Raw genomic sequence first — 12168 nt, 5'->3', positions numbered from 1 at the left:
GGCCCCGGTCGCCGCCGCTCCGGCCCCCGTCGCCCCGGCCCCCGTCGCCCCCGCCGCTCCGGCCCCGGTCGCCCCCGCCGCCCCGGTCGCCGCCGCTCCGGTCGCCCCCGCGGCCGACGCCGGTGACGCCTACGTCACCCCGCTGGTGCGCAAGCTCGCCGCCGAGCACGGCGTCGCGCTGTCCTCCGTCGCCGGCACCGGCGTCGGCGGCCGCATCCGCAAGCAGGACGTCATCGCCGCCGCCGAGGCCGCGAAGGCCGCCCCGGCCCCGGTCGCCGCCGCTCCGGCCGCCGCGCCGAAGGCCGCCGCCGCGCCGTCCCCGCTGCGTGGCCAGACCCTGCCGATGAGCCGCGTGCGCAAGGCGATCGCCAAGCACATGGTCGACTCGCTGAAGGTCTCCGCCCAGCTGACCACCGTGGTCGAGGTGGACGTCACCCGGATCATGCAGCTGCGCGCCAAGGCGAAGAACAGCTTCCTGCAGCGCGAGGGCGTCAAGCTGTCGCCGCTGCCGTTCTTCATCAAGGCCGCCACCGAGGCGCTGAAGGTCCACCCGATCCTCAACGCCCGGGTGAACGCGGACGACACCATCACCTACCACGACGTCGAGAACATCGGCGTCGCGGTGGACACCGACAAGGGCCTGTTCGTCCCGGTCATCCACGGTGCGGGCGACCTCAACATCGCCGGCATCTCCAAGAAGGTCGCCGACCTCGCCGCCCGTACCCGTGACGGCGGCCTGAAGCCGGACGAGCTGGCCGGCGGCACCTTCACGGTGACCAACACCGGTTCGCGCGGCGCGCTGTTCGACACCCCGATCCTGAACCAGCCGCAGGTCGGCATGCTGGGGATCGGCGCCACCGTGCGCCGCCCGGTGGTCATCAACCACCCGGACCTCGGTGAGACCATCGCCGTCCGCGACATGGTCTACCTGGCCCTGTCCTACGACCACCGGATCGTGGACGGCGCCGACGCCGCCCGCTACCTGGGCACGGTCAAGGCCCGTCTGGAAGAGGGCGCCTTCGAGGGCGACCTCGGCCTCTAGGCACCACCCGGCCGCACAACCCGGCCCACCGAACCCCGCGTCGTCCCCGGACGGCGCGGGGTTCGGCGTTTCCGGGCCCCGGACCGGCGTTTCACGGCCGCTACGCATGCGCGGGGGCGGGCGAACGGCGATGCTTGAGCGGTGATGGACGAGACCGACTTCTGGCAGATCATCGACGACACCCGGGACGCCGCCGACGGGGACCCGGACGAACAGGCCGAGCGGCTGGTGGAGCGGCTCGTCCAGCTGGCCCCGGACGACGTCATCGACTACGCGCGGCTCTTCGAGGCGCGCTTCCAGCGGGCGTACCGGATGGACCTGTGGGGCGCGGCGTACCTGCTGCTGGACGGCGCCTCCGAGGACACCTTCGACTACTTCCGCTGCTGGCTGATCGGCCAGGGGCGGGACGTCTTCGAGGGCGCGCTGCACGAGCCGGACGACCTGGCGGACCTGGTGCCGGACTTCGACGAGGAGGAGGACGGCGAGGCCGAGGACCTCGGCTTCGCCGCCGACGAGGCGTACGAACAGCTGACCGGGCTGCCGCTGCCCGAGATCGGGGAGCGGCAGCCCGCGAGGCCGGCCGGGGCGGGTCTGGACTTCGACGACCCCGAGGCGATGGCGAAACGGTTCCCCAAGCTCTGGGAGCGCTACGGGGATTAGCTCTGGAGGATCAGGTGCCGGCGCCGGAGCCCGTGCCCTCGCTGAGGTCCTGCTTGATGCCCTTGACGATGGCGTCCAGCACGGACGGGTCCGGGGCCAGCGGGTCGTCGTCCACGCCGCCGGTGAGCAGCACGAAGCCGCCGCCCTTGACCGGGGCCGCCACCACCAGGACGTAGCCCTGGGTGCCGTCCGCGGTCTTCACCTTCCAGCGGGAGGCGTAGGCGCTCACGCCCGCCACCGTGGTGGGGCTGGAGCCGTTGTCGCTGTGGGTGGTCACGTTGGAGAAGATCTCGGACGCGTAGCCCGGCATCGCCGCCTCGGCCGCCGCCTTGGCGGAGGCGCCCTGCACCTTCTCCTTGCTGATCCCGAACTGGCCGCGGATGCAGGACTGGCCGTTGGCGCAGGTGTACGGGCCGCTGGCCAGGTAGACGGTCAGCTTCTCCAGGTTGGTGCGCGACTCCCAGCCCGAGAAGACCGGCACGGTGATGCTGTGCTGGGTGTCGGTGACCGTCCCCGTGGGGACCGGAGCCGGGGTGGCCTTGGGCGTGGTCGGGGTGGGCGTGGGCGTCGGCCGGGTCGGGCTCGGGCTCGGGGAGCTCGTCGCCGTGGTGGCCGAGGCGGTCGGCGGGGGCGGCGTCGGGTCCTTCTTGTCGTCGCCGCTGAGCGCGATGCCCGCGGCGACGCCGGCCACGGCCAGCACCGCGAGCACGATGCCGATGACCAGACCGGTGCTGACCTTCTTCGCCGGCTGCTGCGGTGGATAGCCGTAGCCCATGGCCGCCTGCTGCTGCGGGTAGCCGTAGCCGGCCCCGCCCTGCTGGGGGCCGCCGTAGCCGTAGGAGGGCGGCTGCTGCGGGGCCGCGGTCGGGGCCTGCCAGCTCTGCGTCGGGACGTCGGCGAGCTGCGCGCCGCCCGTCTGGACGGGGCGCACGTCGCTGGTCCAGGCGCTGCCGTCCCACCACCGCTCATGGCCGGCCGCGCCGTCCGTACCCGGTACCGGGTACCACCCGGGAGGCGTCGAGTTGCTCACTTTCGTACCGTACCCGCCGCGGGACTGGTCCAGACAGGGCGGGTCTGTTACGACTTTGCACCACCCGTGCCACAGATCTGACGACTCGTCAGTAACCTCCGCGGGAGGTCAGACGGTCAGTGCACGGGCCATCCAGACGTCGTCCACGAACCGGCCGTCGATCAGGAACTCGTCGGTGAGCGAACCCTCGACGACGAAGCCGCAGCGCTCGTACAGCCGGCGGGCCGGGGCGTTGTGGCCGAGCACCCGCAGGGTGATCCGGCGGGCGCCCTGCGCGCGGGCGGCCTCGCAGGCGGCCTCGACCAGCAGGCGCCCGACGCCCCGGCCGCGGGTGGCTCCGTCGACGGCCAGGCCCTGGATCTGGCGGACGTGCTGATTGCTCGCCAGCGGGGTCGGAGGGGCGATCCGGACGTAGCCGACGATCCGGTCGTCGAGCACGGCCAGCAGGGACTGCTCCGGGAGGCGGCGCTCGTCGAAGACGCCGGCGTCCTCCTCGGGCCGCGGCGCCACATCGCTGAGCCAGGACCACTCGGCCCGGTTCAGTGCCGCGAGCTCCTTCTCGTCCTCGGCGCGGGCGGGACGGATGATCAGGTCGGTCTCGTGCATGTGCGTCAGCTAATCAGACGTATCCGATGAATCCCAGTGGTTTCAGAGGCCCCTGTGACAGGTGCCCCCTCCTGCGACCGGGCGGCCCCCTCCCCCGGCGGGGTGTCCCCCGCCCCGGCGCACCACCGCGGCTGCGAGGATGGACGGATGCGAATCGCGGTCACTGGGTCCACGGGATTGATCGGGTCGGCGCTCGTCGCGTCGCTGCTGGCGGACGGACACGAGGTGGTGCGCCTGGTACGGCACCGCTCGCGCACCGGCCCCCAGCCGGACGGGACGACCGGCGTCGGCTGGAACCCCGGGGCGCGGGAGATCGACCGGGCCGGCCTCGCCGGCGTCGAGGCGGCCGTGCACCTGGCCGGCGCCGGGATCGGCGACCACCGCTGGACGGCCGCCTACAAGAAGGAGATCCGGGACAGCCGGGTGCTCGGCACCGAGACCCTGGCCACCGCGCTCGCCGGGGCCGCCGCCCCGCCCCGGGTGCTGGTCTCCGCCTCCGCCGTCGGCTGGTACGGGCAGACCGGCGACCGGGTGATCGACGAGGACTCCCCGGCCGGCGACGACTACCTCGCCTCGGTGTGCCGGGACTGGGAGGACGCCGCCCGGCCCGCCGAGGACGCCGGGATCCGGGTCGTGCACCCGCGCACCGGGCTGGTGCTCTCCGCCCGGGGCGGGGCCGGCGGCCGGATGTTCCCGCTCTTCAAACTGGCCCTGGGCGGGCGGCTGGGTTCGGGCCGGCAGTACTGGAGCTACATCTCGCTGACCGACGAGGTGGCCGCGCTGCGCTTCCTGCTCGACCGGGACGACCTCTCGGGCGCGTTCAACCTGTCCGCGCCCGAGCCGGTCACCAACGCCGAGCTGACCGCCGCGATGGGCCGGGCGCTCGGGCGGCCGACGCCCTTCCCAGTACCGGAGTTCGCGCTGAAGGCGGTGCTGGGGGAGCTGGCGATCGAGGTGACCGGGAGCCACCGGGTGGTGCCCAGGAGGCTGCTGGAGGCCGGCTTCCGCTTCGCCCACCCGGACGTGGACTCGGCGGTCCGATCGGCGCTGTAGCGCGTGCCTGACAATTCCCGCCGGGCGCGCCGCGAATTGTCCGACACGCCCCGGCGCGGGAGTCTGCCGACGACATATGCCCGGAGGGGGCTCCGGGAGGGGGCGCACGGGAGCACGCGGCGGGCGCGTTTCGCGCCCCCGGTGACCGTACGCGCCCGCCGACCCCCGAACCCGGCCGGTCGGACGCACAGTCCGTGACCGCACCCGGTCCGGTACCGCCGAACCCGCGCCGGGCCCCGGATTACGGGCCGGGCGGACGGTCTGACGATCACCTGACTGGGCATCACATCGTCGGACCGTGCCCGGCACCTCGCCGCCCGCGTCGGCCGGAGCCCCGGAAACCAGGGAGGGAGCACGCCCGTGCCCACGTACGACTTCACCCGCCGCGCCCGCCGACAGTCCGACCCGGACGTCGTCGTGGTGGGCGCCGGACTCGCGGGCCTGGCCGCCGCCCGCGAGCTCGCCGGCCACGGCCTGGCCGTCCAGGTCCTGGAGGCCGCCGACCGGATCGGCGGCCGGGCTGCCACCCGCGAGCTGGACGGGTTCCGGCTCGACCACGGCAGCCACCTGCTCAACACCGCGTACCCCGAACTGCGCCACCGGCTCGACCTGGACCGGCTCGACCTGCGCCCGCTCACGCCCGGCGTACTCGTGCACAGCGCCGGCCGGCGGTACCGCACCGGGGACCCCCAGCTCACGCCCGCCCGGCAGGCCACCGTCCGGGCCCCGCTCGGCAGCCCGCTCGACAAGGCCCGGCTCGGCGGCTGGCTCGCCCGGCTGGCCGCCACCCCCGGCAGCCGGCTCCAGGCCCGGCCGGAGACCACCGCCGCCCGGGCACTCGGCGAACGCGGCCTCGCGCCGCGGACCGTCGACGGGTTCCTGCGGCCGCTGCTCGGCGCCCTACTCAGCGACCCGGCCCTGGGCACCAGCAGCAGGGTCGCCGACCTGGTGCTCCGCGCGTACGCGCGCGGGCGGCTCTGTCTGCCCGCCGGCGGGATCAACGCGGTACCGGCCCAGCTGGCCGCCGCGCTGCCCGCCGACGCCGTCCGCACCGGGGTGGAGGTCACCGCCATCGCCGCCGACGGCGTGGAGACCGCCGCGCACGGGCGGATCGGGGCGCAGGCGGTGGTGGTCGCCACCGACGCGCGCTCCGCCTCCGCGCTGCTGCCCGGGCTGCGGATGCCCGACTTCCACCCCGTCACCACCTACTACCACGCCGCCGACCGCTCCCCGATCGGCGAGGCCGTCCTGCTGCTGGACGGCGACCGGCCCGCCGGCGGCACGCCGCTGGTCTCGCACAGCCTGGTGCTCAGCGAGCTGCACCCCTCGTACGCCCCGCCCGGGCAGGCGCTGATCGCGACCACCGTGCTCGGGCGGCGCTCCTTCGACGCGGGCGGGCCCGCGGCGCTGGAGCCGGCCGTGCGGGCCCGGCTCGCCGAGCTGTACGGGACGGGCACCCAGGGCTGGCACTTCCTGAGCGTGCGGCACGTGCCGGACGCGGTGCCGGCGATGCCGCCGCCGCACAACCTGCGGCGCCCGGTGCGGGTGCTGGCCGGGCTGTACGTCTGCGGGGACCACCGGGACAGCAGCAGCGTGCAGGGCGCGCTGGTCTCCGGACGCCGGGCCGCGCAGGCGGTGGTCCGGGACCTCGGCCTGTCGGCCGGGACGCGGGCCGCCGAGGCGGCCTGACGGATCCCGCGGGCCCGGGCCGCCACCCGGGCCCCACCGGCGACCCGCCGGGACGGCCGGCGGGCGGGGTCAGATCACCCCCGCCTGCCGGGCCGTCTCCTCGAAGGCCCGCGCCACCGGGCTGCCCCGGTACGGGGTGAGCCGGCGGTGGAAGTCCCGGACGTACTCCAGCGAGCGGGCCGAGCGCATCTCGCCGGCCGCGCGCATCGCGTCGGTGGCCATCGCGCAGGCCTCGTCCAGGTCGCCCATGCCGAGCCGGGCGGTGGCCAGCACCAGCCGGCAGAAGATCCGGCTGCGGGCGTAGGCGGGGGAGCGCAGCCGCAGCGACTTCTCGGCGTGCTGGGCGCAGGTGCGCCACTGCTGGAGGTCGCGGTAGCAGTGCGCGAACTCGTCGGCGAGCTGGGCCTCGTCGAAGTAGCGCGCCCAGGAGGCCAGTTCGTCCCCCGGCCGGGCCGCGGCCAGCGAGCGCTCGGCGCGCACCAGGGCCGTGGTGCAGGCCCGGACGTCGCCGAGCAGCCCGTGCCCGCGCGCCTCCGCGGCGTGCAGCAGCGACTGCACCGCGGCCGGCACCGCCGTCCCCACGCCCTGCTGGGCGACCCGGGCCAGCTGCACCGCCTCCCGGCCGTGCCCGAGGTGGACGGCCTGCTGGCTCATCGTCACCAGCACGTAGCCGCCGAGCGCGCGGTCCCCCGCGGCCTGGGAGAGCCGCAGCGCCTGGACGAAGTAGCGCTGGGCGAGGCCGTGCGCCCCGATGTCGAAGGAGGTCCAGCCGGCCAGCCGGGTCAGGTCGGCGACCGCGCCGAACAGCGCCCGGCCGATCTGCTCCCCGTAGCGGCCGCGCAGCATCGGCTCGGCCTCGCTCTCCAGGTAGCGCACCAGGGCCTGCCGGGCGTGGCCGCCGCCGTAGGCGTGGTCCAGCGCGCGGAACAGGTCGCCGACGGCCCGGATCGCGGCGATGTCGCCGCGGCCCACCCGCAGCGCGGGGCGCTGCTCGCGCGCCGGGTCGATGTACGGCGGCTCGACGGCGAGCGGCGGGCGGCGGCTCTGGGTCGGCACCCGGCCGAGCGCCCCGGCGGCCGCCTGGCCGCCCGGGCCCACCGTGGTCGGGAGCTGGCCCGGCGGACCGGACCGCTGGCCGGCGACCCGCACCGGGGGGCCGGCCGCGGGCGGGGCGCCGCCGGCCGCGGCCGGACCGGTGGTGGCGTCGGGGCGGGCCGGGGCGGAGCCGTCCCGGGCGACCCGTTCGTCGGTGCGGCCGATCAGCCAGTCCCGGCTGGGCACCACCAGTCCGGCCGGGGTGAAGGCGATCCGGCGCAGCTCGGACTGTGGCCCGTTGTCCTTGCGCCACATGCTGGCGACGATGTCCACCGCCTCCTGCGGGGTCTCGGCGAACTCCAGCCCGGCGTACACCGGGGCGCAGGCGTCCAGACCGAGGTCCTGGGCGGTGAGGCGGCGGCCGAGGCGGCGGGTGAAGACCTCGGCGATCAGCGCGGGCGTGGCGCCGCGCGGCTGCTGGCCGCGCAGCCAGCGGGTCACCGAGGTCTTGTCGTACCGCAGGTCGAGGCCGTGCTCCAGGCCGAGCTGGTCGACCCGGCGGGCGAGGCCGGCGTGCGAGAAGCCGGCCTCCTCGATCAGTGCGGCCAGCTGGCCGTTCTGCGGGGCCGGGCCGGCGGGGCCCGGGCGCTCGGCGGGGGCGTGCCGTTCGGGCAGCCGCAGCCCGTCGGCGGCCGGCTCCGCCGCCGTCAGGGCGCCCGGTGTGAGGGCGCCTGGTGTGAGGGCGCCCGGTGCCAGGGCGCCCGGTGCCAGGCCGTTCGGCGTGAGGCCGCCGGGTGCGAGGCCGTGGGGGGTCGGGCCGCCCGTCGTCAGGCCGTTGGGGGTCGGGCCGCCCGTCGTCAGGCCGCCCGGGATCGGCCCGTCGGCGGGCAGGCCCTCGTCGAGCAAGGGGCCCGCGGGCAGGGCCGGGGCGGGCACCGGGGCGGCGGACAGGGCTTCGGGGGCGTCCGGAAGGGCCCGGTCGACCGGACCCCGGTGCTGGTCGAGCGGGTCGAGCGGTCCGTACGCCGGGCTGTCGGTTGCAGGCCGTTGGGGCATATCAGTCAACACCTCTCGGACGCCGCACCGGCTCCACCAGCACTTCGGCTGCCGGCGGCGACGCCCCCTGTCGGGAATCGGCGTGAATGTAGCGAGCATTCGGGCGCTATGGGTGGTTCTGACCGAGCAATCCTCCGAACGGGTGAAGCATTCGCGCCCATTACGGGGAAGCGGGGCCACCATGGGTTTGGCTTCCCCCCGTCCGTCCGTCGATGGGTGGGCATGGAGCCGCCCACCACAGCCCTGGCCGGCGCTGTGGTGGGCCATCACATAGGAGCGGGGCCGCCGGATTCCTACCGTTCTCGGCCATGGACACCACTTCAGCCCGCCCGCTCGACGGCCGTACGGCCCTGGTCACCGGCGCCGCCTCGGGCATCGGCCGGGCCTGCGCCGAGGCCCTCGCGGAGGCCGGCGCCCGGGTCTACGTCGTCGACCTGGCGGCCGGGGCGGCCCGCGAGCTCGCCGACCGGATCGGCGGCACCGCGGTCACCGCGGACCTCGCCGACCCGGAGGCGGTGGAGACCCTGCCGGACGACGCCGACATCGTGGTCAACAACGCCGGCCTCCAGCACGTCGCGCCCGTGCACGAGTTCCCGCCCGACCGGTTCACGCTGATCCAGCGGGTGATGGTGGAGGCCCCGTTCCGCATCCTGCGCCGCACCCTGCCCGGGATGTACGAACGCGGCTGGGGACGCGTGGTCAACATCTCCTCCGTGCACGGCCTGCGGGCCAGCGCCTTCAAGTCCGCGTACGTCACCGCCAAGCACGGCCTGGAGGGCCTGAGCAAGACGGTGGCGCTGGAGGGCGCGCCGTACGGCGTCACCAGCAACTGCGTCAACCCCGGCTACGTCCGCACCCCGCTGGTCGAGCGGCAGATCGCCGACCAGGCGCGCGCCCACGGCATCCGCGAGGACGAGGTGGTGGAGCGGATCATGCTCGACCGCACCGCCGTCAAGCGCCTCATCGAGCCCGCCGAGGTCGCCCAGCTCGCCCTGTGGCTCTGCACCCCGCCCGCCTCCTACATCACCGGTGCCAGCCTGCCGGTCGACGGCGGCTGGACCGCCCACTGAGCCCCGCTCCCCCGCCCGCCCGTCCCGCGGCATCCCGTCCCTCACTCCCGTCCCTCACCCTCCGTCCCTCACCCCCGGTCCTCCGAGGAGACCCCATGGCCAGCTCCCCCGCCGTCGCGAGATCCGGCTCACCGCTCTGGAAGGTCGTCGGCGCGAGCCTGATCGGTACGACCATCGAGTGGTACGACTACTTCCTGTACGGCACCGCCGCCGCGCTGGTCTTCGGGAAGCTGTTCTTCCCCACCAGCGACCCGCTGACCGGCACGCTGCTGTCCTTCCTCACCTATGCGATCGGCTTCGCGGCGCGGCCGCTCGGGGCGCTGGTCTTCGGCCACTACGGGGACCGGATCGGGCGCAAGAAGCTGCTGGTGGTCAGCCTGCTGCTGATGGGCGGCTCGACCACGCTGATCGGCCTGCTGCCGACGTACGACTCGATCGGGGCGGCGGCGCCGGTCCTGCTGACCGTGCTGCGCCTGGTGCAGGGCTTCGCGCTGGGCGGTGAGTGGGGCGGCGCGGTGCTGCTGGTGTCGGAGCACGGGGACCAGCGGCGGCGCGGCTTCTGGGCCTCCTGGCCGCAGGGCGGCGCACCGGCCGGGAACCTGCTGGCCGCCGGGGTGCTGTCGCTGCTGACCACGGTGCAGTCGGACGAGGCCTTCCTGTCCTGGGGCTGGCGGGTGCCGTTCCTGCTGTCGGCGGCGCTGGTCGGCGTCGGGATGTGGATCCGGCTCGCGGTGGACGAGTCGCCGCTGTTCCAGGAGGCGCTGGCGCGCTCCGAGGCGCGCAGGGCGGAGCAGCGGGTCGAGCAGCCGCCGCTGGTCGCGGTGGTGCGCCACCACTGGCGGGAGGTGCTGGTCGCGATGGGCGCCCGGATGGCGGAGAACATCTCGTACTACGTGATGACCACCTTTGTCCTGGCGTACGCGGTGACCCAGGTGCACCTGCCCAAGCAGACCGCGCTGAACGCGGTGCTGGTCGCCTCGGCGATCCAGTTCGCGCTGATCCCGGTGTTCGGGGCGCTCTCCGACCGGGTCGGGCGCAAGCCCGTGTACATCGTGGGCGCGGTCGGGGTGGGCGTCTGGGCGTTCGTCTTCTTCACCCTGGTAGACGCCCGCTCCTTCGGGTCGCTGCTGCTCGCGGTGACCGTCGGGCTGGTCTTCCACAGCGCGATGTACGCGCCCCAGGCGGCCTTCTTCTCCGAGCTGTTCGCGACCCGGATGCGCTACTCCGGCGCCTCGATCGGCGCCCAGTTCGCCTCGGTGGCGGCCGGCGCGCCGGCGCCGCTGATCGCCACCGCGCTGCTCAAGGACCACGGCAGCTCGACCCCGATCTCGGTGTACGTGGCGATCGCCGCCCTGATCACGGTGGCCGCGGTGCTCTGCGCCCGGGAGACCCGCGGCCGCGACCTGGCCGAGGTCGGGCGGGAGGACGAGGAGGCGGACGCCGACCCGGCGGCGGCCGCGGTGGGCCGGGCCGCCACGGCCTGACCCCGGCCGCCGGCGCCCGATCAGCCGGTCCCGTCGGCGCGGCCCGGACCCCGCCGGCACCCTGCCGGCGCTCGCCCCCGCGCGAGCGCCGGCCCTCCGGCCGTCTGGCGTACCATCGCGCTTCCCGCTCACTGCCGATTGGCGGCCGCCCCATGAACGACCTCCCCACCGGTTCGGCCCCGGCGCTGCGCCGGCTGCTGGACCTGCTCGCCACCGGCGCGGCGACCGAGGACTTCGCCGAGGTGCTGGCCGACGCCCGGCGGCAGGGCGCGCCGGCCGAGGTGCTGGGCGAGATCGACGACGCCACCTGGCAGGCGCTGCGGGTGCACCGGACCCTGCGTCAGCACCGGCGCCGCGAGGCCGAGCTGACGGCGCTGTTCGACACCGCCGGGGACCTCGCCGCCTCCCGCGACCTGGACACCGTGCTGCAGGCGATCGTGCGCCGGGCCCGGATGCTGCTGGGCACCGACACCGCCTATCTGACGCTGCCGGACGAGGCCGCCGGCGACACCTACATGCGGGTCACCGACGGCTCGGTCTCGGTGCTGTTCCAGACCCTGCGGCTGAGCCTCGGCGACGGCCTCGGCGGCCTGGTCGCGCAGACCGCCCGCCCCTACGCGACCCCGGACTACCGCACCGACGACCGGTTCCGGCACACCGGCACCATCGACGCGGGCGTGCTGGACGAGGGGCTGGTGGCGATCATCGGGGTGCCGCTGCTGATCGGCGGTCAGGTGATCGGGGTGCTGTTCGCCGCCGACCGGGCGCCCCGCGCCTTCTCCCCCGACGAGGTGGCGCTGCTCTGCTCGCTGGCCGCACACGCCGCGATCGCCCTGGACACCGCCAAGTCGCTCGCCGACACCCGGGCCGCGCTCGCCGAGCTGAACGGCGCCAACGAGGTGATCCGCGCCCACGCGGCCGCCGTCCAGCGCGCCGAGCAGGGCCACGACCGGCTCACCGACCTGGTGCTGCGCGGCGCCGAGGTGCCGGACGTGGCCGCCGAGGTGGTCGCGCTGCTCGGGGGCGAGATAGCCGTACTGGACACCGAGGGCGCCGCGCTGGCCGGACGGGCCGCGCCCGCCGAGGGGCTGGCCGAGGCGGTCGCCGCCTCCCGCGCCGAGGGCCGGGCGGTGCGCCACGGGAACGGCTGGGTCTGCGCGGTGCTGGCCGGGCAGGAGCCGCTGGGCGCCCTGGTGCTGCGGCAGCGGCCGGACCTGGACGACGCCGACCGGCGGCTGTTCGAACGGGCCGGCGTGGTGACCGCGCTGCTCCTGCTGCTGCGCCGCTCGGTCGCCGAGACCGAGAACCGGGTCCGCGGCGAGCTGCTCGCCGACCTGCTCACCGCCCCGGACCGCGACCCGGCCGGGCTGACCGCGCGCGGCCGACGGCTCGGGGTGGACCTCGGCCGTCCGCACCTGGTGCTGGTCGCCGAACCGGCCGGCC

The 12168-nt window shown here is 75.6% G+C and carries 10 protein-coding genes; 7 read left to right on the top strand and 3 right to left on the bottom strand.

From position 1 onward, the window contains the following. Positions 1–1042, top strand: a 1042-nt coding sequence (sucB, locus tag ACWEQL_RS36750) for a 2-oxoglutarate dehydrogenase, E2 component, dihydrolipoamide succinyltransferase (protein WP_452154954.1), incomplete at its 5' end; no start/stop codon positions are given. 144 nt (positions 1043–1186) lie between these two features. Further along, a complete protein-coding gene (locus tag ACWEQL_RS36745; protein ID WP_452154956.1) occupies positions 1187–1702 on the top strand; it encodes a DUF4240 domain-containing protein in 516 nt (171 codons plus the stop codon). Positions 1703–1712: 10 nt separating this feature from the next. On the opposite strand, the gene ACWEQL_RS36740 is transcribed toward ACWEQL_RS36745, so the two are convergent. Together ACWEQL_RS36740 and ACWEQL_RS36735 are read right to left on the bottom strand one after the other, a co-directional pair. Next, the gene (locus ACWEQL_RS36740) at positions 1713–2732 is read right to left on the bottom strand and encodes a DUF2510 domain-containing protein (protein ID WP_452154952.1); all 1020 of its coding nucleotides are present in this window, start codon (positions 2730–2732) and stop codon (positions 1713–1715) included. A 108-nt stretch (positions 2733–2840) separates the two neighbouring features. Further along, positions 2841–3338 carry an N-acetyltransferase family protein gene (locus tag ACWEQL_RS36735; RefSeq protein WP_452154950.1) on the bottom strand — a complete coding sequence of 166 codons (498 nt, stop codon included), beginning with the start codon at positions 3336–3338 and terminating at the stop codon, positions 2841–2843. A 147-nt stretch (positions 3339–3485) separates the two neighbouring features. On the opposite strand from ACWEQL_RS36735, the gene ACWEQL_RS36730 reads away from it, so the two are divergent. Then, complete coding sequence (locus ACWEQL_RS36730) at positions 3486–4391, top strand: TIGR01777 family oxidoreductase (RefSeq protein ID WP_452154948.1); 906 nt, start codon at positions 3486–3488, stop codon at positions 4389–4391. A 360-nt stretch (positions 4392–4751) separates the two neighbouring features. After that, positions 4752–6080, top strand: a complete 1329-nt coding sequence (locus ACWEQL_RS36725; RefSeq protein ID WP_452154946.1) for an FAD-dependent oxidoreductase — start codon at positions 4752–4754, stop codon at positions 6078–6080. 69 nt (positions 6081–6149) lie between these two features. Here ACWEQL_RS36725 and ACWEQL_RS36720 read toward each other — a convergent pair whose 3' ends face one another. Continuing rightward, positions 6150–8171, bottom strand: coding sequence for a regulator (locus ACWEQL_RS36720; RefSeq protein WP_452154944.1), 2022 nt, complete (start codon positions 8169–8171; stop codon positions 6150–6152). 308 nt (positions 8172–8479) lie between these two features. On the opposite strand from ACWEQL_RS36720, the gene ACWEQL_RS36715 reads away from it, so the two are divergent. From ACWEQL_RS36715 to ACWEQL_RS36705, 3 genes are all read left to right on the top strand, one after another. After that, on the top strand, positions 8480–9241 hold the full coding sequence (locus ACWEQL_RS36715; protein ID WP_452154942.1) for a 3-hydroxybutyrate dehydrogenase: 762 nt from the start codon (positions 8480–8482) through the stop codon (positions 9239–9241). Between the two features lie 95 nt (positions 9242–9336). Next, positions 9337–10725 carry an MFS transporter gene (locus ACWEQL_RS36710; RefSeq protein ID WP_452154940.1) on the top strand — a complete coding sequence of 463 codons (1389 nt, stop codon included), beginning with the start codon at positions 9337–9339 and terminating at the stop codon, positions 10723–10725. 152 nt (positions 10726–10877) lie between these two features. Further along, positions 10878–12168, top strand: a 1291-nt coding sequence (locus ACWEQL_RS36705; RefSeq protein ID WP_452154938.1) for a GAF domain-containing protein, incomplete at its 3' end; no start/stop codon positions are given.

This window comes from Kitasatospora sp. NPDC004240, assembly GCF_053603215.1.
This window is presented reverse-complemented; position numbering and strand designations above follow the sequence as displayed.

What these genes read in the sequence shown, in the direction of transcription:
- ACWEQL_RS36745 (WP_452154956.1), top strand. Translation starts at nt 1,187, where the DNA reads ATGGACGAGACCGACTTCTGGCAGATCATCGACGACACCCGGGACGCC.
- ACWEQL_RS36735 (WP_452154950.1), bottom strand. Translation starts at nt 3,338, where the DNA reads ATGCACGAGACCGACCTGATCATCCGTCCCGCCCGCGCCGAGGACGAG.
- ACWEQL_RS36730 (WP_452154948.1), top strand. Translation starts at nt 3,486, where the DNA reads ATGCGAATCGCGGTCACTGGGTCCACGGGATTGATCGGGTCGGCGCTC.
- ACWEQL_RS36720 (WP_452154944.1), bottom strand. Translation starts at nt 8,171, where the DNA reads ATGCCCCAACGGCCTGCAACCGACAGCCCGGCGTACGGACCGCTCGAC.
- ACWEQL_RS36715 (WP_452154942.1), top strand. Translation starts at nt 8,480, where the DNA reads ATGGACACCACTTCAGCCCGCCCGCTCGACGGCCGTACGGCCCTGGTC.
- ACWEQL_RS36710 (WP_452154940.1), top strand. Translation starts at nt 9,337, where the DNA reads ATGGCCAGCTCCCCCGCCGTCGCGAGATCCGGCTCACCGCTCTGGAAG.